The 23434-nt window shown below is 64.0% G+C and carries 14 protein-coding genes, 4 tRNA genes and 1 pseudogene; 7 read left to right on the forward strand and 12 right to left on the reverse strand.

From position 1 onward, the window contains the following. Positions 1-13 precede the first annotated feature (13 nt). A complete protein-coding gene (locus AC3RCM_RS21180; protein ID WP_064493502.1) occupies positions 14-772 on the forward strand; it encodes an SDR family oxidoreductase in 759 nt (252 codons plus the stop codon). 24 nt (positions 773-796) lie between these two features. After that, the gene (locus AC3RCM_RS21185; protein WP_064493501.1) at positions 797-1747 is read left to right on the forward strand and encodes a 2-hydroxyacid dehydrogenase; all 951 of its coding nucleotides are present in this window, start codon (positions 797-799) and stop codon (positions 1745-1747) included. A gap of 127 nt (positions 1748-1874) precedes the next feature. Here the strand turns inward: AC3RCM_RS21185 and nirD are convergent, their stop codons facing one another. From nirD to AC3RCM_RS21200, 3 genes are all read right to left on the reverse strand, one after another. After that, positions 1875-2237 (reverse strand): nitrite reductase small subunit NirD, encoded by a 363-nt coding sequence (gene nirD / locus AC3RCM_RS21190; RefSeq protein ID WP_064493500.1) that lies wholly within the window; start codon positions 2235-2237, stop codon positions 1875-1877. Continuing rightward, a complete protein-coding gene (nirB, locus tag AC3RCM_RS21195; protein ID WP_064493499.1) occupies positions 2237-4789 on the reverse strand; it encodes a nitrite reductase large subunit NirB in 2553 nt (850 codons plus the stop codon). The genes nirD and nirB overlap by 1 nt, the downstream gene beginning before the upstream one ends. 270 nt (positions 4790-5059) lie before the next feature. Continuing rightward, positions 5060-9085, reverse strand: coding sequence for a bifunctional nitrate reductase/sulfite reductase flavoprotein subunit alpha (locus tag AC3RCM_RS21200; RefSeq protein WP_492629131.1), 4026 nt, complete (start codon positions 9083-9085; stop codon positions 5060-5062). A 338-nt stretch (positions 9086-9423) separates the two neighbouring features. On the opposite strand from AC3RCM_RS21200, the pseudogene AC3RCM_RS21205 reads away from it, so the two are divergent. Then, positions 9424-9605, forward strand: a pseudogene (locus AC3RCM_RS21205) (type I methionyl aminopeptidase); the annotation flags it as partial. A 161-nt stretch (positions 9606-9766) separates the two neighbouring features. Here the strand turns inward: AC3RCM_RS21205 and AC3RCM_RS21210 are convergent. From AC3RCM_RS21210 to AC3RCM_RS21225, 4 genes are all read right to left on the reverse strand, one after another. Continuing rightward, positions 9767-9843 (reverse strand) — tRNA-Asp (locus AC3RCM_RS21210). Between the two features lie 13 nt (positions 9844-9856). Beyond that, a tRNA-Val gene (locus tag AC3RCM_RS21215) sits at positions 9857-9932 on the reverse strand. 170 nt (positions 9933-10102) lie between these two features. Next, positions 10103-10179, reverse strand: a tRNA-Asp gene (locus tag AC3RCM_RS21220). Between the two features lie 13 nt (positions 10180-10192). Beyond that, positions 10193-10268 (reverse strand) — tRNA-Val (locus AC3RCM_RS21225). 216 nt (positions 10269-10484) lie between these two features. On the opposite strand from AC3RCM_RS21225, the gene rdgC reads away from it, so the two are divergent. Together rdgC and sugE are read left to right on the forward strand one after the other, a co-directional pair. Then, positions 10485-11405 carry a recombination-associated protein RdgC gene (gene rdgC, locus AC3RCM_RS21230; protein ID WP_492629132.1) on the forward strand — a complete coding sequence of 307 codons (921 nt, stop codon included), beginning with the start codon at positions 10485-10487 and terminating at the stop codon, positions 11403-11405. 311 nt (positions 11406-11716) lie between these two features. After that, the gene (sugE, locus tag AC3RCM_RS21235) at positions 11717-12034 is read left to right on the forward strand and encodes a quaternary ammonium compound efflux SMR transporter SugE (protein ID WP_010952753.1); all 318 of its coding nucleotides are present in this window, start codon (positions 11717-11719) and stop codon (positions 12032-12034) included. Between the two features lie 3 nt (positions 12035-12037). On the opposite strand, the gene AC3RCM_RS21240 is transcribed toward sugE, so the two are convergent. From AC3RCM_RS21240 to AC3RCM_RS21255, 4 genes are all read right to left on the reverse strand, one after another. Next, positions 12038-13915 carry an MFS transporter gene (locus AC3RCM_RS21240; protein WP_049587237.1) on the reverse strand — a complete coding sequence of 626 codons (1878 nt, stop codon included), beginning with the start codon at positions 13913-13915 and terminating at the stop codon, positions 12038-12040. A gap of 157 nt (positions 13916-14072) precedes the next feature. Then, on the reverse strand, positions 14073-14906 hold the full coding sequence (locus tag AC3RCM_RS21245; protein ID WP_064491467.1) for an amidohydrolase family protein: 834 nt from the start codon (positions 14904-14906) through the stop codon (positions 14073-14075). A 24-nt stretch (positions 14907-14930) separates the two neighbouring features. After that, the gene (locus AC3RCM_RS21250) at positions 14931-16205 is read right to left on the reverse strand and encodes an MFS transporter (RefSeq protein ID WP_014754228.1); all 1275 of its coding nucleotides are present in this window, start codon (positions 16203-16205) and stop codon (positions 14931-14933) included. A 95-nt stretch (positions 16206-16300) separates the two neighbouring features. Continuing rightward, a complete protein-coding gene (locus AC3RCM_RS21255) occupies positions 16301-17032 on the reverse strand; it encodes a GntR family transcriptional regulator (RefSeq protein WP_020189988.1) in 732 nt (243 codons plus the stop codon). A 181-nt stretch (positions 17033-17213) separates the two neighbouring features. On the opposite strand from AC3RCM_RS21255, the gene AC3RCM_RS21260 reads away from it, so the two are divergent. Beyond that, positions 17214-18392 carry an MFS transporter gene (locus AC3RCM_RS21260; RefSeq protein ID WP_010952748.1) on the forward strand — a complete coding sequence of 393 codons (1179 nt, stop codon included), beginning with the start codon at positions 17214-17216 and terminating at the stop codon, positions 18390-18392. A 126-nt stretch (positions 18393-18518) separates the two neighbouring features. Continuing rightward, entirely contained in the window at positions 18519-21998 is a 3480-nt protein-coding gene (locus tag AC3RCM_RS21265; RefSeq protein ID WP_409322327.1) for a hybrid sensor histidine kinase/response regulator, read from the forward strand. Here the strand turns inward: AC3RCM_RS21265 and AC3RCM_RS21270 are convergent. After that, on the reverse strand, positions 21970-23343 hold the full coding sequence (locus tag AC3RCM_RS21270) for a DNA recombination protein RmuC (protein WP_162497237.1): 1374 nt from the start codon (positions 23341-23343) through the stop codon (positions 21970-21972). The two genes, AC3RCM_RS21265 and AC3RCM_RS21270, sit on opposite strands and share 29 nt — an antisense overlap. Between the last annotated feature and the right edge of the window lie 91 nt (positions 23344-23434).

The raw sequence follows: 23434 nt of genomic DNA on the forward strand, positions 1-23434 counted from the left end.
TTGGAGCCTATCGATGAGCCAAAACAAGAAAGTCGCGCTGGTCACCGGTGCTGGCAGTGGCATCGGCCGTGCCGTCGCCCTCGCCCTGCTCGAGGACAACTTCAGCCTGGTCCTCGCCGGGCGCCGCGCCGAACCGCTACAAGCCGTCGTCGAGCAAGCGCAAGCAGCGGGCGGTGAGGCCTTGGCCGTTCCCACTGACGTGCGCGATGAGCAAAGCGTTGCGCAGTTGTTCGCCACCATCGAGGAGGTGCATGGCCGCCTCGACGTGATGTTCAACAATGCCGGCATCAACGCCCCCGCTGTACCCGTCGACGAGCTGCCGCTGGAGAACTGGCGCAACGTCATCGCCACCAACGTCGATGGTGTATTCCTGTGCGCCCGCGCCGCCTTCGGCCTGATGCGCCGCCAGCAGCCGCAAGGCGGGCGGATCATCAACAACGGCTCGATCTCGGCGCACACCCCACGCCCGTTCACCGCACCTTACACCGCCAGCAAGCATGCGGTACTGGGCCTGACCAAGGCGCTGGCGCTGGATGGTCGGCCTTACAACATCGTGTGCAGCCAGGTGGACATCGGCAACGCCCTGACCGAGTTGTCCGAGCGCATGACCCGGGGGGTGCGCCAGGCCAATGGCGAGATCGCCGCCGAGCCGATGCTCGACGTGCGCCATGTGGCCGATGCGGTGCGCTACATCGCAGCGCTGCCGCTCGACGCCAACGTACTGAACATGACCGTGATGGCCAGCAACATGCCATTCGTTGGCCGTGGCTGATCCCTGTTTATGATGGAGTGACCGATGAAACCAGAAGTCCTGCAACTGAGCCCTATCCTGATCCCGCAGATCCGTGAGCGCCTGGAACAGCTGTTCACCGTACACCGCTACTACGAACAGGCCGACAAGGAGGCCTACGTCAGCCAGCATGCTGGCAATATTCGCGGCGTGATCACCGGCGGCCACACCGGCATCAGCCAGGCGCTGATGGCGCGCCTGCCCAACCTCGAAGTGATCGCCGTCAATGGCGTCGGCACCGACGCGGTAGACCTGGCCTATGCCCGCGATCGCGGCATCCAGGTGACGGCGACCATCGGTGCGCTCACCGAGGACGTCGCCGATCTTGCCATCGGCCTGCTGATCGGCTTGTGCCGGGGTATCTGCACCGGTGACCGCTTCGTTCGCGCCGGCCGTTGGGCCACCAGCACCACGCCCCTGGCACCGCTGCCACTGGCCCGGCAGGTGTCGGGCATGCGCGTGGGCATCGTCGGCATGGGCCGGGTCGGTCGGGCGGTAGCACAGCGGGCGGCAGCCTTCGGTTGCCCGATCCGCTACACCGATCTACAGGCGCTGGATGTGCCCTACGGGTTCGAGGCAGATCTGCTGCAGTTGGCCAAGGACAGCGATGCGCTGATCCTCGCGGCGGCGGCTGACAAGGGCGAGGCGCTGATCAATCGCGACGTGCTGCGGGCGTTGGGCAGCGAGGGGTACCTGATCAACATCGCACGCGGCAAGCTGGTAGATGAGCCTGCGTTGATCGCCGCGCTGCAGGCTGGCGAGATCGCTGGCGCGGCGCTGGACGTGTTTGCCGATGAACCGCGAGCGCCCGAGGCGTTGTTCGAGCGTGAAGATGTAGTCCTGCAACCCCATCGCGCCAGTGCCACGGTACAGACACGCACGCGCATGGGCGAGATGGTGGTGGCCAGCCTGGTGGATGTGTTTGCCGGGCGCACGCCGCAGGGGTTGGTTATCTAGTCGGCTTGTGCTGGCCTCTTCGCGGGCAAGCCCGCTCCCACAGGTGCAGCGCCGTATTTGAAGGCGGTGCAGATTCCGTAGGAGCGGGCTTGCCCGCGAAGAGGCCGGCACAGGCAGCAAAGGGGTATCAGGCCACCGCCAGCTCCACCGCCTCCCCCTTCAACCGCACCGGCCACACCCGCAACCTCTGCCCGGCATCCTCCAGGCACTCCCCACTCAGCAGGCTGAAATGCTGCTTGTACAACGGCGCCGCCACCACCAGCTCGCCCTGCACACTGCCCACCAGCCCACGGCCGATGATATTGGCGCCGGAGCGCGGGTCACGGTTGTCCACCGCGTATAACGGCTGCGCCTGCCCCGGCAGGTAGAACAACGCCACCTGGGCCCCATCGAGCCAAACCACGACCCCGGAATCGGCCACCAGGTCTTGCGCCTGGCACACCGTCTGCCAGTTTTCTTGCGTGTTCACAGCAACATTGGCCAGGTTCATCAGACAGCCTCCTCGACAGTTGGGATCAGGTGCAGCGGTGCAGCGGGCCGGCGTTGTTCGCGTTCGCGCACGAAGTGCACGTCCGGGTCGGCGCGTCGGTCGTTGACGAAGGTACGGAAGCGCTTGAGCTTCTCGGGGTCGTTGAGGGCATTGGCCCATTCGCATTCATACTGGTCGACCACATGCTGCATCTGCGCTTCCAGCTCGTTGGCCAGGCCCAGGCTGTCGTCGATGATCACCTGCTTCAGGTAGTCCAGCCCGCCTTCCAGGTTTTCACGCCACACTGAGGTGCGCTGCAGCTTGTCGGCCGTGCGGATGTAGAACATCAGCACGCGGTCGATCAGGCGTACCAGGGTTTCGTCGTCCAGGTCGGTGGCGAACAACTCGGCATGCCGCGGGCGCATGCCGCCGTTGCCGCACACGTACAGGTTCCAGCCCTTGTCGGTGGCGATAACGCCGATATCCTTGCTCTGCGCCTCGGCGCATTCACGGGTGCAACCCGATACCGCGAACTTGAGCTTGTGGGGGCTGCGCAGGCCCTTGTAGCGATCTTCCAGGCGCAGGGCCATGGCGACACTGTCCTGCACGCCGTAACGGCACCAGGTGCTGCCCACGCACGACTTCACCGTGCGGGTCGACTTGCCGTAGGCGTGGCCGGTTTCGAAACCGGCCTCGATCAGTTCGCCCCAGATCAGCGGCAGCTCGTGCAACTGGGCGCCGAACAGGTCGATGCGCTGGCCACCGGTGATCTTGGTGTACAGGTCGTATTTCTTGGCCACCTGGCCGATGACGATGAGTTTGTCGGGGGTTATTTCACCACCGGGAATGCGCGGCACCACCGAATAGGTGCCGTTTTTCTGCATGTTGGCCATGAAGGTGTCGTTGGTGTCCTGCAGCGGCACCAACGCCGGGTCCATGATCGGCTGGTTCCAGCACGAGGCGAGAATGTTGCCCACCGCCGGCTTGCAGATGTCACAACCCAGATGGCCCTTGCCATGGCGTTCGAGCAGTTCGCTGAAGGTGCGGATACCCTCCACCCGCACCAACCCGTACAGCTCCTGCCGGGTGTAGGCAAAGTGCTCGCACAGGCTCTTGTCCACCGCCACACCGCGGGCCGTCAGCTCGTGCTCGAAGACTTGCTTGAGCAGGGCCGCGCAACCACCGCAGCCGGTCGCGGCCTTGGTGCAGCCCTTGACCGCAGCGAGGTCACTGCAGCCACTGTCGATCGCGGCGCACACCGCACCCTTGCTGACGTTGTGGCAGGAGCAGATGGTCGCACTGTCGGGCAGCGCATCGGCGCCCAGGGCCGGCGCACCACCGCCTTGCGGCAAGATCAGCGCTGCCGGGTCGGCCGGCAGGGCGATGCCGTTCTGGGCGTACTGCAACAGGGTGTCGTAATAGCTGTTGTCGCCGACCAGCACCGCGCCGAGCACGTGCTTGCCGCTGGCATCCACCACCAAACGGCGGTAAGCGCTGTTGGCTTCATCGATGAAGCGATAGCTGCGCGCGCCCGGCGTGGCACCGTGGGCATCGCCGATCGAACCGACATCCACACCCAGCAGCTTGAGCTTGGTCGACATATCGGCGCCGGTAAACGCCACTGCCGCCTCGCCCATCAGCAGCCCGGCCAGGTTGCGCGCCATGCTGTAGCCCGGGGCGACCAGGCCGAACACGCTGCCGTTCCACGAGGCGCACTCGCCGATGGCGAAGATGCGTGGGTCGCTGCTGCGGCAGTGGTTGTCGATGACCACGCCACCGCGCGCGGCGATGTCCAGGCCGCAACCCCGGCCCAGTGCATCCTGTGGGCGGATACCGGCGGAGAACACGATCAGGTCGGTTTCCAGGTGCTCACCGCCGTCGAAGTTCATGCGGTAGCGGTAGGTTTCACCGGCACTGACCGACTGGGTGGCGCGTGACAGGTGCACCCCCACACCCAGTGCTTCGATCTGCGCCTTCAACGCGGCACCGCCCTCGCCGTCCAGCTGTACCGGCATCAGCCGTGGGGCGAATTCCACCACGTGGGCTTCCAGCCCCAGCGACTTGAGGGCGTTGGCCGCTTCCAGGCCAAGCAGGCCACCGCCGACCACCACCCCTCGGCGGGCACCGGCTGCGGCAGCACGAATGCCATCGAGGTCGTCCAGGGTGCGGTAGACCAGACGGGCATTGCCGCTGGAGCCTTCGATCGGCGGCACGAAGGGATAGGAGCCGGTGGCCAGCACCAGTTGGTCGTAGCCATAGCGACTTTCGGCAGTGACGACTTCGCGGCGCTCGCGGTCGATCTCCAGCACGGCCTCACCCAGGTGCAGGTGCACGCCATTGGCCTCGTAGAAATCGTGCTCACACAGGGCCAGGGTTTCGGCACAGCTGCCGCCGAAGTATTCGGACAGGTGCACGCGGTCATACGCGCGTTGGCGCTCTTCGCCGAATACCCGCACCTCGAAGCGCTGCAGGGCGCCGCGACTGACCAGTTGTTCGACGCAATGGTGGCCGACCATGCCGTTGCCGACGATGACCAGTCGCTCTCGTTGCCCGCTGCTCGCTGTTGCCTTCATAAGCCGATCCTCGATCAAAAAAAAAGCGCCTGGAGCCGAAGCTCCAGGCGCCTTTGCCTGTATTCATCACGGTAGGGGGCCCGGTTGATCGCCGTTGATCAGTGGGCTTTGTTGTATCCGAGGTTAAGCAGGGAGCGTGCCAATTGGGTTGCCTGGGTTGCGTGGGTTGCCTGTGTCGGCCTCTTCGCGGGTAAACCCGCTCCTACACTTGCGCTGGGCCCGCCCAGCCAATGCACATTCAAGGTGCACAACACCCCATCTTGGAGCACTTCAGTACACATCGCGCCGATAACGCCTGGCCTTGCTCAAGCCTTCGACATAAGCCGCAGCCGCCGCCGCATCCATCCGGCCATGCTCGGCGACGATCACCCGCAACGCCGCATCCACATCCCTGGCCATGCGCTGCGCATCGCCACACACATAGAAATACGCCCCCGCCTCCAGCCATTGCCACAACAGCGCACCCTGCTCGAGCATGCGCTGCTGCACATAGATCTTCTCGACCTGGTCCCGCGAGAACGCCGTGTCCAGCCGCAGATGCCCCGCCGCTTGCCAGGCCTGCAACTGCTCCTGGTAATAGAAATCGGTCGCTGCATACTGCTCGCCGAAGAACAGCCAGTTGTCGCCTTTTGCGCCCCGTGCCTCTCGCTCCTCGAGGAACGCACGGAACGGTGCAATGCCGGTACCAGGGCCCACCATGATCACCGGCACGCTGTCGTCCTCGGGCAAGCGAAAGTGCTTCGACACCTGCGGGAAGATCGCCACCTTTTGCACCTGCGCACGGTCGGCAAGAAAGCTTGAGCACACGCCTTTACGTTCGCCATAACGCACCGTCGATACCGTCAGATGCACCTGGCCTGGGTGCGCCAGCGGGCTGGAGCTGATCGAATAGAGCCGCGGCTGCAATGGCTTGAGCAATTCCAGCCAGCTGGCCAGCGACAACTGCTGGGGGAAGGCGCGCAGCACATCGACCAACTGCCGGCCCCACAGCCAATCTTGCAGCTCGGCCTTGCATTCAGGCTGCAGCAAGCGCTGCAGGTCAGGCGCGTTGCTGGCAAATGCCTGCAGTTGTTGCGCAGTGACCTTGGCAATTTCCAGGTGTGTTTGCAGGGCTTCGGCCAATGGCATGGCGCTATGACCTTTAAGCTCGACCATAGCCTGGCCATCGAGCTGCATCAGTGTCAGCAGCTCTTCTACCAGGGCCGGGCAGTTGCGCGGCCATACGCCCAGGGCATCGCCGGCAGCGTAACTGAAGCCGCTGCCGCCCAGATCGAAGACCAGCTGACGGGTTTCCTTGCTGGCGCCGGGGCCATTGAGCAGGCGGTTTTCCAGTACGGTGGCCATCCAGGGTTGCTGCTTGCTGAAGGTCGATACGGGTGCAGGTTCACTCGCCGGAGGCGGCGCTGTGGCAGTGCCCAGTGCAGGCAATAACGCTTCGAGCCAGCCGGTAAAGGCTTCGTCGAAGTCTGGCTCGCAGTCCACCCGCGGCAGCAGGCGATGCCCTCCCAGCTCGGCCAGGCGCTGGTCGAGCTTGCGGCCAAAACCGCAGAACTGGTCGTAACTGGAGTCGCCCAGGGCCAGTACGGCATAGGGCAGCCCGGCGCAGTGAGCGCCCTCCTCGCCCTGCAAAGCCTGCCAGAAGGCCGCGCCGCTGTCGGGCGCGTCGCCATCGCCAAAGGTGCTGGCGATCAACACCACACTGGCAGCACCCTGCAGCTGGCTTGGGCTGACCGCCTCCAGGCAGCTGAGTTGCACGTTCAGACCGGCACCGCGCAGGCGCGCGGCACAGCGTTCCGCCAGCTGCTCACCATTGCCGGTCTGCGAGGCCCACAGCACCTGATGCCATGGCGCGGCCTGTGCCGCGATGGGTGCAGTTGCAGGCTGGGCGAACAGCCCGGCCAGCAAGCCGTCGACAAACAAACGACGGCTGGCAGCCAGCGGCGCACTGGCCGGCAGGCGGGGTACGCCCTCGGCGCGGGCCTGGTCCAGGCCCAGCAGGAAACCTTGCAGGTAATGACGCTCTTCTTCGGCCAGCACCGGAACCGGCAAAGTGTGCAGGCCAAGCAGACGGGACAGGGTGGCGGTCGGCATGCGGACAGGCTCTACAGTGGCAGTGTTCAGATCAAGGGCGTCGATGCGCTCGCCTGCGACCCGCTCCAGGGCTACGGCACAGTGTTTGAAGGCAGGCTGCAGCGACAGCGGGTCGACCGCATCGCAGGTCGCGGCATTGATCGCCAATTGCTCGCCGATCAGGTCGTTCCAGTGAAACGGCGCAAAGCAGTTGCCCGGCATGACCCGGTCACTGATGCGCGCCGGCAACACGGCCTGCCCCCGGCGCGAGCGAACGGCCACCAGGTCCTTTTCAGCGACACCCAGCCGGGCGGCATCCTCGGGGTGAATCTCAAGGTAGGGGCCGGGCTCCAGTTTGTTCAGCGCCGGCACCTTGCCGGTCTTGGTCAACGTGTGCCACTGGTGCTGCACACGCCCAGTATTCAGCACCATGGGGTAGTCATCGTCCGGCACTTCCGCTGCCGGCAACCAGGGCCGGGCAAAGAAGCGCGCCTTGCCGCTGGCGGTGGGGAAGGCCAGTGCCGGCCGCCTACCCCGGGCATCGAGCAGTAGCGCCTGGCTGCTGCCGTCGTTGAGGTAGCGCAGCGGGCTGCGATGCTGTTCGCTTCCCGGTGCACAGGGCCACTGGCGCGGCTGCGTACGCAATTCGGCATAGCCGATACCGCGCAGGTCATAACCGGTAACAGGGTTGTGGAAGCGGCGTATTTCCTCATACACCGCTTCGGCATTGGGGTAGTCGAAGGCGTCGGCATAGCCCATGGCGCACGCTACGCGGGCAATGATCTGCCAGTCCGGCAGACTTTGCCCGGGGGGCTCGACAGCGCGTGGCATCAGGGTCAGGTTGCGCTCGCTGTTGATCATCACACCCTCGCCTTCGGCCCACAGCGCGGCCGGCAGCAGGATGTCGGCGTAGCGGTTGGTTTCGGTGTCGAGGAAGGCGTCCTGGGTAATGACCAGTTCGGCCTTGCGCAGGCCGTCGATCACTTGCTGGCGGTTGGCGACACTGGCTACCGGGTTGCTGCAGATGACCCAGCAGGCTTTCACTTCACCGGCTTTCATCTGCCCGAACAGCGCCACCGTACCCTCGCCGCCCTCGCTGCGCAGGCTGCCGGGTGGCAGTTGCCACTGCCGTTCGACGAACGCGCGGTCATCTTCCACCAACGCTGAGCGCTGGCCTGGCAAGCCGGGGCCCATGTAGCCCATGTCGCGGCCGCCCATGGCATTGGGCTGGCCGGTCAGCGAGAACGGGCCGCTACCGGAGCGGCAGATGGCACCCGTGGCCAAGTGCAGGTTACAGATGGCGTTGCTGTGCCAGGTGCCGTGTATGCTCTGGTTCAAGCCCATGGTCCAGCAGCTCATCCAGTTGTTGGCGCTGCCGATCCATTCGGCGGCCTTGATGATATCGGCCTCGGCCAGCCCGGTGATGGCGGCGACGCGCTCGGGGGTATAGTCGTCGAGGAAGGCCGGCAGTTCGTCCCAGCCTTCAGTGTGGCGGGCGATGAAATCGGGGTTGGTGTGGCCGTTGCGATGCAGCAGGTGCAAAAGGCCGTTGAGCAAGGCCATGTCACTGCCGGGGCGCACCTGCAGAAACAGGTCGGCCTTGTCGGCGGTGGCGCTGCGCCGTGGGTCGACGACGATCAGCTTCGCACCGGCCTTGACCCGATCAAGCAGGCGCAGGAACAAGATCGGGTGGCAGTCGGCCATGTTGGCGCCGATCACCAGAAATACGTCGGCGTGCTCGAAGTCCTGGTAACTGCCAGGTGGGCCATCGGCGCCAAGCGACAGCTTGTAGCCACTGCTGGCGCTGGCCATGCACAGGCGCGAGTTGGACTCGATGTGGCGCGTACGGATAAAGCCCTTGGCCAACTTGTTGGCCAGGTACTGAGCCTCCAGCGACATTTGCCCGGACACGTACAGCGCCACGGCATCCGGGCCGTGCTGGTCGATGATGCTGCGCAGACGCTCGGCAGTGGCAGCGATGGCTAGGTCCATGCTGGTGCGCACTGGCGGCTGGCTGCGTTGCTGGCGCAGGTAGGCGTCGGCCATGCGCCCGCTGGCACTCAGTGGCTGGTGTGCGGTGAGGCCTTTGGTGCATAGGCGGCCAAAGTTGCTCGGGTGCAGCTTGTCGCCGCTGATCTTGCCGACCTTGCCATCGGCAACGCTCATGACGATGCCGCAGCCCACGCCGCAGTAGGGGCAGACGCTGCGTACTTCGCTGTTGGCCATGGGCGGGCTCCTGTGGAAAACGCAAAAAGGCGCCGGCTGCCCTGCATGCTGATGCAAGCGGGGCAACACGGCGCCTTTGTCGTGAAGTGGTGAGGGCTGTCGACGTTGACAGCCCGGGGTGAGAGTAGATCAGCAATTTATGGGCCAGCTATACCGGCCCTTTCGCGGGCATGCCCGCTCCCACAGGGATATCGCAAGGCCTGAGGGCGGCGCAGTACCTGTAGGAGCGGGCGTGCCCGCGAAGAGGCCTGCACAGGTTACGCACCATGCGGTGGCAACCTCACGCTCCCAGGCGCTTTGCTGGGGCAATTTCCAGCATGAGCAACTGCCCTCCCCCCATGTCCCAGGTGATCCTCAAGCCCCCCGCCCAACTCGACTGACGCGCCGCGCCGGTCAGTTGCTGACCCAGGTGTTTGCCAAACTCGACAGCTTCATCCGCCCCGATGTGACCACGATGCAGATCAACGACCGCGCCGAGGCGTTCATCGTCGATACGCTCAAGGCACGGCCGGGGACCGAGGACGGGTTTGAGGTGCTGACGCTGCGGGAAGAAGAGTGGCGCAGCTAGCCCCTTGTTGCAGAGGGGCGGAGACGATCGCATGATGCAGAAATAAAAAAAGCGACCCTAAGGTCGCTTTCTTTTTTACTTCCGGGTGTTCAGTGGGCCCTGGAAGTGGAATATGGCGCAGCGGACGGGACTCGAACCCGCGACCCCCGGCGTGACAGGCCGGTATTCTAACCGACTGAACTACCGCTGCGCTATACATCGAGTGGTGGGTGATGACGGGATCGAACCGCCGACCCTCTGCTTGTAAGGCAGATGCTCTCCCGGCTGAGCTAATCACCCATGTCTCTCGGTGTGGCGCGCATTCTACGGGCGACTTGGCGCTCTGGCAAGCACTTATCGAAGTTTTTTCACACTTCGGTCAAACACCAAAAATCAGGCACAAAAAAAGCGACCCTAAGGTCGCTTTCTTTGTTACTTCCGGGTGTTCAGTGGGCCCTGGAAGTGGAATATGGCGCAGCGGACGGGACTCGAACCCGCGACCCCCGGCGTGACAGGCCGGTATTCTAACCGACTGAACTACCGCTGCGCTATACATCGAGTGGTGGGTGATGACGGGATCGAACCGCCGACCCTCTGCTTGTAAGGCAGATGCTCTCCCGGCTGAGCTAATCACCCTTCGTCTCGGTGTGGCGCGCATTCTACGGAGCGCCCCACACCCTGGCAAGCACTTTTTAAACTTTTTGCAAAAAAAACCTCAGGCCTTTCAAAGACCTAGCGTTGTCGGGCGATTCTTTCATGCATAAGCCACTGCTGGCCCTCTGACAGGGCTGGCCTCAATTCACCGCTCGGAGAATAATGCCCGCCTTATGCATTAAGGAGAGATTGCCCCTCATGTGGTTCAAGAACCTGCTGACCTACCGCCTGACCCAGGAAGTTCCGTTCGAGCCTGAAGCGCTGGAAGCCGCCCTGGCCAGCAAGCCGGCCCGCCCCTGCGCCAGCCAGGAGCTGACCACTTATGGTTTCGTCGCGCCGTTCGGCAAAGGCGAAGACGCTCCCCTGGTGCATGTCAGCGGCGAGTACCTGCTGATTGCCGCGCGCAAGGAAGAACGCATCCTGCCGAGCAGCGTGGTCAACGACGCGGTCAAGGAAAAGGTCGAAGAGATCGAGACCGAGCAAATGCGCAAGGTCTATAAAAAGGAACGCGACCAGATCAAGGACGAAATCATCCAGGCGTTCCTGCCGCGTGCGTTCATCCGCCGCTCGCTGATCTTCGCTGCCATTGCCCCGCGCCTGGGCGTGATCCTGGTCAACTCGGCCAGCGCCAAGCGCGCCGAAGACCTGCTGTCGACCCTGCGTGAAGTGATGGGCTCGCTGCCCGTGCGCCCGGCCACGGTGAAGATTGCGCCAGTGGCCACCATGACCGACTGGGTCAAGTCGCAGCAAGCCGCCGAAGGCTTCTATGTGCTGGACGAGTGCGAGCTGCGCGACACCGCCGAAGATGGCGGTATCGTACGCTGCAAGCGCCAGGACCTGACTGGCGAAGAGATCCAGCTGCACCTGAGCACCGGCAAAGTGGTGACCCAGCTGGCCCTGGCCTGGCAAGACAAGCTGTCGTTCATCCTCGACGACAAGATGGTCATCAAGCGCCTGAAGTTCGAAGAACTGCTGCAGGAGCAGGCCGAGCAGGACGGTGGCGATGAGGCTGCGCAGCAGTTCGATGCCAGCTTCCAGTTGATGATGATGACCTTTGCCGAATTCCTGCCGGTGCTGTTCGAGGCGCTGGGTGGGGAAGAGATCCCGCAAGGGGTCTGACGGGTATGAGTTGCGGTGCTGGCTTGAAGCGTTTCTGCCAGCACCGGCCTCTTCGCGGGTAAACCCGCGCCTACGACGCCCTGCGCCCAATCACCAATGTGTGCCCCCCCGATCAGGTGTAGGAGCGGGTTTACCCGCGAATACGGTAGCGGCGGCAACGGTGAACGACGGGTGGAAATTGGCCAGCAGGCGTTGACTTGCCCGGAAGGCCGCAGACAGGCACCATGGTGCCCACTGTGAGGACGACCTCACGACGCACCGCGTGACCACTCCGGGGACGGCCCCATCATTCAAACGATGGAGACACACTCATGTCCTGGATCATCCTGTTTTTCGCCGGCCTGTTCGAGGTTGGCTGGGCCGTCGGCCTCAAATACACCGACGGTTTCACTCGACCGCTACCCACTGTCCTTACCGTCGGCGCCATGGTCATCAGCCTGGGCCTGCTGGGCCTGGCCATGAAGGAGTTGCCGCTGGGCACCGCCTATGCCATCTGGACCGGCGTAGGCGCAGTCGGTACGGTCATCGCCGGGATCATTCTGTTCGGCGAGTCCATGGCCCTGGTGCGGCTGGTCAGTGTGGCGCTGATCGTCTGCGGCCTTGTCGGCCTGAAAGTCAGCGCCAGCTAACCCCTATCGCAGAGGGCCGCGCAGGCGGCTGACCTGTTCGCGCAACACCTCGGGCTGCGCCGCCTCCACCGGGATGGCGGCGCCTGCCACGATGGTCACCCGCGACCACAGGCGCTTGAAGAAGCCCTTGGCCGGGTCACGGCTGAAGAAGCTACCCCACAACCCCTGCAAGGCCAGCGGAATCACCGGTACCGGCGTTTCTTCGAGAATGCGGCTGACCCCACCCTTGAAGACATCGATTTCGCCATCGCCCGTCAGCTTGCCTTCCGGGAAGATGCACACCAGTTCACCATCCGCCAGGTATTCGGCAATGCGCGCGAAGGCCCGCTCGTACGTCGCCTGGTCTTCGTTACGCCCGGCAATCGGGATGGCACCGGCAGTGCGAAACACGAAGTTGAGCACCGGCAGGTTGTAGATCTTGTAGTACATGACAAAGCGGATCGGCCGGCGTATGGCCCCGCCCAGCAGCAACGCATCGACGAACGATACGTGGTTGCACACCAGCAACGCTGCACCTTCGTCGGGGATGCGCTCAAGGTCTCGGTGCTGCACGCGGTACATCGAATGGCTGAGCAGCCAGATCAGGAAACGCATGGTGAACTCAGGCACGATCCTGAAGATATAGGTGTTGACCGCGATATTGAGCAGCGACACCACCAGGAAAAGCTGCGGGATGCTCAGCTTGGCCACGCCTAGCAGGATGATGGTGAGCACCGCCGACACCACCATGAACAAGGCATTGAGGATGTTGTTGGCCGCGATCACCCTGGCGCGCTCGTCCTCGGCCGTGCGGGCCTGGATCAACGCATACAGCGGCACGATGTAGAAGCCGCCGAACACACCCAGGCCAATGATCGACAGCAAGATCCACCAGGCCTGGCTCATGCCCAGCAGTGCCAGCCAGTCGTGCGGCGCTGCTGCAGCCGGTACATCACCGGAGTGCCACCACCACAGCAGGCCGAACAGGGTCAGGCCGAACGAGCCGAACGGCACCAGGCCGATTTCCACCTTGCGTCCACTGAGCCGCTCACACAGCAGCGAGCCCAGGGCAATGCCCACCGAGAACAGGGTCAGCACCAGGGTCACTACCGTGCCATCACCGTGCAGCCAATCCTTGGCATAGGCCGGAATCTGCGTGAGGTAGATGGCGCCGACAAACCAGAACCACGAGTTGCCGACGATCGAACGCGACACCGCCGGCGGCTGGCCCAGGCCCATGCGCAAGATCACCCACGACTGCTTGAAGATGTTCCAGTCCAGCGGCATTTGCGGCGAGGCGGCAGCCGCCCGAGGGATCCAGCGGCTGGCGAGGTAGCCGAGTACCGCCGTGCCGACCACGCCACCGGCTACCACCGTTGCGTAGCTGTCGGCCGACATCATCATGCCCGCGCCGATGGTGCCGGCGAGGATGGCGAGGAAGGTGCCGGTTTCCACCAGCCCGTTACCGCCCACCAGCTCTTCCTCGCGCAGGGCCTGCGGCAGGATCGAATACTTCACCGGGCCGAACAGCGCCGAGTGCGTCCCCATACCGAACAGCGCCACCAGCATCAGCGCCAGATGGTTGGTGACAAAGCCCAGCGCACCAATCGCCATGATCACGATTTCGGCCAGTTTGATTGCCCGGATCAGCGCATCCTTGGCGAACTTCTCGCCAAACTGCCCGCCCAGCGCCGAAAACAGAAAAAACGGCAGGATGAACAGCAAGGCACACAAGTTGACCCAGATCGATCGGTCACCATCGCCCAGGCTGAGCTTGAACAAAATCGCCAGGATCAGCGACTGCTTGAACAGGTTGTCGTTGAAGGCACCCAGCGACTGAGTGATGAAAAACGGCAGGAAACGCCGCTTGCCGAGCAAGGTGAATTGCGAAGAGTGACTCATCGTCCTTGGTCCTGAGGGCTTTTCAATTGGAGGCTCGCCAAGCGCGCCGGGCCACAAATCTGCATGGGAAATGCGCTGGCTGGCAAGCACCGGCTCAGGCATGACCACACAAGCTTGCGTTCAAGGACCTGCTGGCAGTTGCAGCACTGGCGCTAGGTCACTCGAAGCCAAACAACGCCCGCGCGGTATCCAGCAACAGTGCCTGGCGCAACGGCGCTGAACAACCCAAGGCCTCGAACTGTTCGACAGCGGTGCCGAAACTGACCTCCGACTCATGCTGGGTATGCGGCCAGTCACTGCCCCACATCAACCGCTCTGCGCCGTAATGGGCTTCCAGCGCGCACAGCGCCTGACGGGCGAATGCCAGGTTCTCCTCCGGCGAGCCCTGCAGCCTGTAGATGCCGGACACCTTCACCCACACCTTGCCCCGACCGCTCAGGGTCAGCAGTTCGGCAAACCCCGGCTGGCCCAGGCCAAGGCGGGCATCTGGCCGGCCGAAATGGTCAATCACGATGTCCAGCCCATAGGGCTGCAATGCCCGCACCAGCACTGGAATGTCCGCCACCTGACGGTGCAGTTCCACGTGCCAACCCTGCTCGCCGATGCGCTCCAGCAGGGGCCGCCACTGCGCGCCGGTCAGGTCAGGCATGTCTTGCCCCATGAGGTTGAGGCGTACCCCCCTGACTCCCAACCGGGCCATTTCCGTCAAGGTCGCCCGCTCGACATCCCGCTCCAGCATCACCACCCCGCGCAGTTGCCCTGGCACGGTCTGCAAGGCGCTGAGCAGGTAGCGGTTGTCGGTACCCAGGAAGCTGGGCTGGACCAGTACGCCATGGCTGAAACCATGGGCCCGCAGTTGGCCCAGGTAGTCGCCCAGCGGGGCATCGTAGCTGGGCGCATAACGCCGCTGGCTGGCCAGGTTCAGCCCACGGCTGAACACGTGGGCGTGGCTGTCGATGGCAGTCAGGTGCAAAGCGGGTGCGTCGGGCATGGTTCTCATACAAACAGGTTCAGATTACTTGGCGACGGCACCGGCCGTTTCCGGCGCAGGTGCAGATTCAAGGTTGCGGCCACGGGTTTCGGGCAGGCACAGGGCTGCGATCACCGCAACGCCATAGGCGATGCCGGCATCGATGCCGATGGCACTGCCCAGCGACATCGACTCGCTCATGTGCCCGACCAGGAACGGGAACACGGCCGACAGCACGCGACCGAAGTTGTAGCAAAAGCCCACCCCGGCGCCGCGCACGTCAGCCGGGTACAGCTCATTGAAAAACGCGCCCAGGCTGGCCGGGATGCCGGCGGCGAAAAAGCCCAGCGGGAAGCCGAGGAACAGCATCTGGGTATTGGTCAGCGGGAAGAACACGTAGGCCTGCACGGTCAGTACACAGCACAGGGCGAACAGCAGGATGTTCTTGCGCCTGCCAATACGGTCGATCAGCAGGCCGCTGACCACGCAGCCGCACCAGAAGGCCAGGATGATCACCGCCAGGTAACCGCCCGAGTTCAGCACCGAAAGGTTGCGCTCTGTCTTGAGGAAGGTCGGCAACCAGGTCATCACCGCGTGGTAGCCACCGTGTGCACCCAGGCCGAGCAAGCCGCCCAGCAGGGTCACACGCAGCAGTTCCGGGCGGAAGATGCCAGCCATCGACTGCAAGAAGCTGGAAGGGATGGCCTTTTCTTTCTGCAGGCGCTGGAAGCTGTCCGGCTCAGGCACGTTGCGGCGTACCCAGATGATCAGCAGCGACGGCAGCAGACCGACGAAGAACATCACCCGCCAGGCAAACTCCTGCGGCACCAGCGAGTAGATCAGCGTAAACAATGCCACCGCCAGGCCCCACCCCACAGCCCAGGCACTCTGCACCGTGCCCATGACCTTGCCGCGATACCTGGGGTTGATGGTTTCGGCCATCAGCACAGCGCCGGCTGCCCATTCGCCACCGATGCCAAAGCCTTGCATGGCCTTGACGAACAGCAACGGGTAGAAGCCGGTGACGAACGCCGAAAGGAAGGTGAAGAACGAAAACCAGAGAATCATCCATTGCAGGGTACGGACGCGACCATAGCGGTCGGACAGTGTGCCACCCAGCCAGCCGCCGATTGCCGAGGTCACCAGGGTCAGGCCACTGATCAGGCCGGCATCGCCCTTGGTCAGGGAGAACGCGGCAATCAACGCGGGGATGGCCAGGCCGAACATCTGCACTTCCAGCGCATCGAGCGACCAGCCGCCGAAACAGGCCCAGAATGTCTTGCGTTCCCGTGAGGTGATCTCGCGATACCAGCTGAACATGATTGTTATCCTTCTAGTCGTGGGTGTGACGGGCAGGCGAAGCCACTGCGCCGTGGTAGCACGGCGCAGACAGGTAAAGGGGTGAAGCGACCGGTTTAACGAATGTCGATGCGGTAGCGGAAGTGCTGCGCATGGCCGCGCGAGCGGCGCCATTCCAGAGGTTTGCCGGCGTAGTCGCGGGCCAGGCGCTCGATCACGACCACCGGGCTGTCGGCCGGCAGTTGCAGCAAGCGGCCATGCACCGCGTCAACCGCTTCGGCGGTCAGGGTTTCTTCGGCGTAGGCGACCACCTGACCGCACAGCGCTTCGTAGATCGGGTACAGCAGCGGGCCCTCGCTGTTCAGATCCACGTCCAGCAGCGGCTGGAAGGTTTGGCGCGGCAGCCAGATTTCTTCCGCCAGCACCGGCTGGGCGCCGAGCAGACGTGTGCGAATGATGCGGATCACTTCTGCCTCCCCTGCCAGGCCCAATGCCTCGGCCACCGCGGAAGGCGCCGGCAGCGACTCGATGGAGAGAATGCGGCTTTCCGGCACTATGCGCTCGCCATTGGCGGCCTCGAAACGGAAGAAGCGGAACAGCGACGACTGGAACTGTGGGCGGCGAATGAAGGTGCCGCGGCCCTGCTGGCGCTCCAGCACGCCTTCGGCCACCAGGACATCGACGGCTTTACGCACGGTACCGATCGACAGGTCGAATTCGGTGGCCAAGGCTGCCTCGGTGGGGATCGCTTCCCCCGGGCGCCAGCGGTTGTTGGCAATTTGCGCGACCATGTGATCGCGCAGTTGTTGGTAGCGGGGCAGTCGAGCATCACCGGTCAATGGGTGCATGGGTCTCGCTCTCGTCTTGTTATATAAACATATATATGAATTTCTCGAGAGTATTCCCTGAGCCTGGCGGGCTGTCAATCCTCCGCCTGTCGCCCTTTGGTAGGCGAAACGGCCTTGTGTCGGGAGGACCGCATGTGGCTTATGCTTGTGCTCGGCAAACCCGCACAACAAGGACGTGGCAATGCTCGCCGCCATAAAACGCTATCCGCACACCGTTCGCCTGCTGCTCACCACCACCTTCACGCTTACCGTCGCCCGCGCCCTCACCCTGCCCTACCTGGTGGTTTACCTGGCCGACAATTTCCAGCTGCCGATCAGCCAGATCGGCCTGCTGATCGGTGGCGCGCTGATCGTTGCCTCCCTGTTGAGTCTCTACGGTGGTCATCTGGTCGACACCTTGAGCAACCACACGCTGGTCAGCGCCAGTACCCTGCTGTTCGCCCTGGCCTTCGTCGGCGCGGTCGCCAGCCGTTCGGCACTGCCGTTCTTCTTCTGTCTGGTGTTGATCAACCTGGCCCTGGCAGTGGTCGATATCGCCGCCAAGGCAGGCTTCTGCGCGTTACTGCCGGTGGATGAGCGGGCCGAGGTGTTCGCCATCAAGTACACCCTCAGCAACGTCGGCTACGCCGCCGGCCCGTTGCTGGGCGTGGCCATGCTTGAACTGAACGACCATGTGCCGTTCCTCGCCTCTGCCCTGCTTGGCCTGGCCATGTGCCTGGCTTATTGGCGCCTGGGTGATCGCAGCCTGCAGGCCAGCGCGCCGGACAAGCCTGCGGCCGGCTTCGGCCAAGTGGCGCTGGGGCTGGCGCGGGATCGTCGGCTGGTGTGCTTTACCGTGGGTGGGGTGCTGAGCGCGGTGGTGTTCGGCCAGTTCACCGCCTACCTGTCCCAGTACCTGGTGGTCACCAGCAACCCGGCCGAAGCGGCACGGCTGATCGGCTATCTGGTCACCACCAACGCCGTGACGGTCATTGCCTTGCAGTACCTGATTGGCCGGCGTATCAGCCGCCAGCGCCTGATGCCGTGGCTGTTGGCCGGCATGGGCCTGTTCATCGCCGGCTTGCTGGGTTTTGCGCTGGCGGGCTCGGTACTGGCCTGGTGCCTGGCGATGCTGGTGTTCACGCTGGGCGAAATCATCGTGATCCCGGCCGAGTACATGTTTATCGACCTGATCGCACCGGAGCACTTGCGCGGGGTGTATTACGGCGCGCAGAACCTGTCCAACCTGGGGGCGGCGCTGGGGCCGGTGATGGTGGGGTTTGCACTGGTACACCTGTGGCCAGGGGCAGTCTTCTACCTGCTGGTGTTGTCGGTGATACTGGCAGGGGTGTTCTATTGGTTGGGCACCCGCAGGGGTTGATGTTGCCTGTTCCGGCCCATTCGCGGGTGAACCCGCTCCTACAACCATCGTCTGCGCTGACGAAGCGGCACTTGCGTGCCAGACTGATTGATCGGGACCGCGTTACCTTTTTGCTTCGGAGTCTTCATGTCGTTGTCCAGCGGGCTGATCGCCGTGGTCGCCCTGGCCTATATGGCCATCATGTTCGCCATCGCCTTCTATGGCGACCGCCGCAGCACGCCATTGCCGCCAAAGCTGCGTGCCTGGGTGTACAGCCTGTCGCTGGCCGTGTACTGCACCAGCTGGACCTTCTTCGGCGCGGTCGGCCAGGCCGCCGAACAGCTTTGGGCGTTCCTGCCCATCTACCTGGGCCCGGTACTGCTGCTGATCTTCGCCCCTTGGGTGCTGCAGAAGATGGTGCTGATCAGCAAGCAGCAGAACATCACCTCGATCGCCGACTTCATTGCCGCGCGCTACGGCAAGTCGCAGACCCTGGCAGTGGTGGTGGCACTGATCTGCCTGGTCGGCGTGCTGCCGTACATCGCCTTGCAGCTCAAGGGCATCGTACTGGGCGTGAACCTGCTGATCGGCGCCAACGCCGACGCCACCGGCACCCGCGTGCAGGACACCGCGCTGGTGATATCGCTGGTACTGGCGCTGTTCGCCATCGTCTTCGGTACCCGCAGCCTGGATGTGACCGAGCACCACCGCGGCATGGTCCTGGCAATTGCCTTCGAATCGCTGATCAAGTTGCTGGCGTTCCTTGCCGTGGGCATCTTCATCGTTTTCAACCTGTATGACGGTTTCGACGACCTGTTCAGCCAGGCCCGCCAGTCGATCCACTTGCAGGACTATTGGAAAGAAACCATCAATTGGCCTTCCATGGTGGTGCAAACCGCCGTGGCGATGATGGCAATCATCTGCCTGCCCCGGCAGTTCCACGTTACCGTGGTGGAGAACATCGAACCGCAGGACTTGCGCCTGGCGCGCTGGGTATTCCCGATGTACCTGGCACTGGCCGCGCTGTTCGTGGTGCCGATTGCCCTGGCCGGGCAGATGCTGCTGCCCGGCACGGTGATCTCCGACTCGTTCGTCATCAGCCTGCCCCTGGCCGAGGCGCACCCGAGCCTTGCCCTGCTGGCGTTCATCGGCGGTGCCTCGGCGGCCACCGGCATGGTGATCGTCGAGGCCGTGGCGCTGTCGACCATGGTGTCCAACGACATGCTGCTGCCCTGGCTGCTGCGCCGCAATAACGCCGAGCGGCCTTTCGAAGCGTTCCGCCACTGGATGCTTTCGGTACGCCGGGTAACCATCGTGGTGATCCTGCTGCTGGCCTATGTCAGCTACCGCCTGCTGGGTTCCACCGCCAGCCTGGCGACCATCGGCCAGATCGCCTTTGCCGCTGTGACCCAGCTCACCCCGGCCATGCTTGGCGCGCTGTACTGGAAGCAGGCCAACCGTCGCGGTGTGTTCGCCGGCCTGGCCGCTGGCATTTTCCTGTGGTTCTACACCTTGGTGCTGCCGATTGCCGCGCACAGCCTGGGCTGGTCGTTGCAGTTGTTCCCTGGCCTGGCGTGGCTGCACGGCAACCCGCTGAACCTGCCGATCAGTCCACTGACCCAAGGTGTGGTGCTGTCACTGGCGGGCAACTTCACCCTGTTCGCCTGGGTCTCGGTGCTGTCGCGCACACGGGTTTCCGAGCACTGGCAGGCCGGCCGGTTCATTGGCCAGCAGACCAGCGCGCGGCCCAGCAGCAAGCCGCTGCTGGCGGTGCAGATCGACGACCTGTTGACCCTGGCCTCGCGCTTTGTCGGGGAAGAGCGCGCACGGCAGAGCTTCATCCGCTTTGCCTACCGCCAGGGCAAGGGCTTCAACCCTAACCAGAACGCCGATGGCGACTGGATCGAGCACACCGAGCGCCTGCTGGCCGGGGTGCTCGGTACCTCTTCGACCCGCGCGGTGGTCAAGGCGGCCATCGAAGGCCGTGACATGCAACTGGAAGACGTGGTGCGCATCGCTGACGAAGCCAGTGAGGTGCTGCAGTTCAACCGCGCCCTGCTGCAAGGCGCCATCGAGAACATCAACCAAGGCATCAGCGTGGTCGACCAGAACCTGCACCTGGTGGCCTGGAACCGCCGCTACCTTGAACTGTTCAACTACCCGGACGGGCTGATCAGTGTAGGGCGACCGATTGCCGACATCATCCGCTACAACGCCGAGCGCGGCCTGTGCGGCCCCGGCGAGGCACAGGTGCATGTGGCGCGGCGGCTGCACTGGATGCGCCAGGGCCGCGCGCACTCCTCCGAGCGGCTGTTCCCCAATGGCCGGGTGATCGAGCTGATCGGCAACCCGATGCCGGGCGGTGGCTTTGTCATGAGCTTCACCGACATCACCCCGTTCCGCGAGGCCGAGCAGGCCCTGCGCGATGCCAACGAACGCCTTGAGCAACGCGTGGCGGAGCGCACCCACGAACTGTCGCAGTTGAACCAGGCGCTGTCCGAAGCCAAGAGCCAGGCCGAAGCGGTGAGCAACTCCAAGACCCGCTTCCTGGCCGCCGTCAGCCATGACCTGATGCAACCTTTGAACGCTGCACGGCTTTTCTCTGCCGCCTTGTCGCAACAGGCCGAGGGCATGAACGAAGAGGCCCGGCAGTTGGTACAGCACATGGACAGCTCGCTGCGCTCGGCTGAAGAGCTGATCAGCGACCTGCTGGACATCTCGCGCCTGGAAAACGGCAAGATCACCCCGGATGCCAAACCCTTCGCCCTCAACGAGCTGTTCGACACCCTGGGCGCCGAGTTCAAGTTGCTGGCGGCCGAGAAGGGCCTGGAGTTCCGCCTGCGCGGCAGCCGCCTGAGGGTGGACAGCGACATGAAACTGCTACGCCGGGTGCTGCAGAACTTCCTCACCAATGCCCTGCGCTACGGCAAGAGCCCGATCCTGCTAGGCGCGCGCCGACAGGGTGAGCGCCTGTGGCTGGAGGTCTGGGACCGTGGCCCGGGCATTGCTGACGACAAGCTGCAAGTGATCTTTCAGGAGTTCAAGCGCCTGGACAGCCACCAGACCCGTGCCGAGAAGGGGCTAGGCTTGGGCCTGGCCATTGCAGACGGTCTGTGTCGGGTGCTGGGGCATCCGCTGGAAGTGCGCTCATGGCCAGGCAAGGGCACGGTGTTCCGCGTCAGCGTACCGATTGCACGCCAGGCCAACGCGGCACCAAGCGCGCCTGCAGAACAACAGGGCGGCCAGCCACTGGCGGGGCTGCAAGTGCTTTGCGTGGACAACGAAGACAGCATCCTGATCGGCATGAACAGCCTGCTGAGCCGCTGGGGTTGCCAGGTATGGACCGCGCGCAACCAGGCCGAATGCGAAGCCCTGCTGGCCAAAGGCATGCGCCCGCACCTGGCATTGGTGGACTACCACCTGGACGACGGCGAGACCGGTACCGGGCTGATGGGCTGGCTTCGAGCACGGCTGGGTGAGCCGGTACCCGGTGTAGTGATCAGCGCCGACGGCAGCAAGGAAACCATCGCTCTGGTACATGCATCAGGGCTGGACTACCTGGCCAAACCGGTCAAGCCCGCGGCCTTGCGCGCCCTGCTCAATCGCCATCTGAGCCTGGCTCAGTAACCGCTACCTCGGGCAGCGCCTCATCGGACAGCGCCCGCTCCAGCAGGTCTGCCGGCAAGCTCTTGCTGGCACGGGCGCCCAGTAGCTTAAGCTGCTCGCTGCGGCTGACCAGGTTGCCACGCCCTTCGCACAGCTTGTTGCGCGCGGCGGCATAAGCCTTGTCTACCTGCTGCAAGCGGCTGCCCAGCTCGTCCAGGTCCTGGATGAACAGCACGAACTTGTCGTAGAGCCAGCCGGCCCGCTCGGCAATTTCGCGGGCGTTCTGCCCTTGACGCTCCTGCTTCCACAGGCTGTCGATAACCCGCAAGGTGGCCAGCAACGTGGTAGGGCTGACAATCACGATCTGCCGGTCGAAAGCCTCCTGGAACAGGTTCGGCTCGGCCTGCAGGGCCGCCGAAAAGGCCGCCTCGATGGGCACGAACAACAACACGAAATCCAGGCTGTGCAGGCCTTCGAGGCGGCTGTAGTCCTTGCTCGACAGGCCTTTGACGTGGCTGCGCAGCGACTGCACATGCTGCTTGAGCGCAGCTTCGTCGTTGCCGGCAACGAACTGCTGGTACGCCGTGAGGCTGACCTTGGCGTCCACCACCACCTGCTTGTCGCCGGGCAGCATGATCAGCACATCCGGCTGGAAACGCTCGCCGTCGGCGCTTTTCAGGCTGACCTGGGTCTGGTATTCGCGGCCCTTTTCCAGGCCGGCATGTTCCAGCACACGTTCGAGGATAAGCTCACCCCAGTTGCCTTGGGTTTTCTGGCCCTTCAAGGCCTGGGTAAGGTTGGTGGCTTCGTCGGACAGGCGCAGGTTGAGCTGTTGCAGGCGCTCCAGCTCCTTGCCCAGCGAGAAGCGCTCGCGGGCCTCTTGCTGGTAGCTTTCCTCCACGCGTTTTTCGAAGGCCTGGATGCGCTCCTTGAGCGGGTCGAGCAACTGGCCAAGGTGCTGCTGGCTGGTCTGGGCGAAGCGCTGCTCGCGTTCGTCGAAGATCTTGGTGGCCATGTCGGCGAACTGGGCGCGCAAGGTGTCACGGGCCTCCTGCAGGTCTTCCAGGCGTTGCTGGTGGCTTTCCTGCTGTTCGCGCAGTTCTGCGTCCAGGCGCGCGGTTTGCGCCTCCAGGCGACGCAGTTCGGCTTCGCGATTGGCGCGCTCAAGGCTCCAGGCGTGGGCGGCGTCACGGGCGTTGTCGCGATCGATCTGCAGCAGCTCCAGCTCACGGCTTTGGGCGGCCAACTGGGCCTGCTTGACGGCGTTGGCCTCACTGAGGTCGCTGACCTCGTCGCGACTGGCGTCCAGTTGCGCCTGCAGGCCGGCCTGGGCCAGCTGGGCTGCATTGAGGCGTTCTTCGAGCAAGGCCTGCTCAGCTTGCCGGGCGCCTTGGCGGCGCTGCACCTGCATGACCCACACCAGGCAGGGTATTGCGCCTGCCACCAAGCCCAGCAGA

Source organism: Pseudomonas sp. GW823-FHT05G12, assembly GCF_058795575.1.

Bases quoted from the DNA above. Each gene is read 5' to 3' on its own strand.
- rdgC (WP_492629132.1), top strand. From the start codon at position 10,485: ATGTGGTTCAAGAACCTGCTGACCTACCGCCTGACCCAGGAAGTTCCG.
- AC3RCM_RS21240 (WP_049587237.1), bottom strand. From the start codon at position 13,915: ATGAGTCACTCTTCGCAATTCACCTTGCTCGGCAAGCGGCGTTTCCTG.
- sugE (WP_010952753.1), top strand. From the start codon at position 11,717: ATGTCCTGGATCATCCTGTTTTTCGCCGGCCTGTTCGAGGTTGGCTGG.
- AC3RCM_RS21245 (WP_064491467.1), bottom strand. From the start codon at position 14,906: ATGCCCGACGCACCCGCTTTGCACCTGACTGCCATCGACAGCCACGCC.
- AC3RCM_RS21185 (WP_064493501.1), top strand. From the start codon at position 797: ATGAAACCAGAAGTCCTGCAACTGAGCCCTATCCTGATCCCGCAGATC.
- nirB (WP_064493499.1), bottom strand. From the start codon at position 4,789: ATGAAGGCAACAGCGAGCAGCGGGCAACGAGAGCGACTGGTCATCGTC.
- AC3RCM_RS21265 (WP_409322327.1), top strand. From the start codon at position 18,519: ATGTCGTTGTCCAGCGGGCTGATCGCCGTGGTCGCCCTGGCCTATATG.
- AC3RCM_RS21180 (WP_064493502.1), top strand. From the start codon at position 14: ATGAGCCAAAACAAGAAAGTCGCGCTGGTCACCGGTGCTGGCAGTGGC.
- nirD (WP_064493500.1), bottom strand. From the start codon at position 2,237: ATGAACCTGGCCAATGTTGCTGTGAACACGCAAGAAAACTGGCAGACG.
- AC3RCM_RS21200 (WP_492629131.1), bottom strand. From the start codon at position 9,085: ATGGCCAACAGCGAAGTACGCAGCGTCTGCCCCTACTGCGGCGTGGGC.
- AC3RCM_RS21260 (WP_010952748.1), top strand. From the start codon at position 17,214: ATGCTCGCCGCCATAAAACGCTATCCGCACACCGTTCGCCTGCTGCTC.
- AC3RCM_RS21250 (WP_014754228.1), bottom strand. From the start codon at position 16,205: ATGTTCAGCTGGTATCGCGAGATCACCTCACGGGAACGCAAGACATTC.
- AC3RCM_RS21255 (WP_020189988.1), bottom strand. From the start codon at position 17,032: ATGCACCCATTGACCGGTGATGCTCGACTGCCCCGCTACCAACAACTG.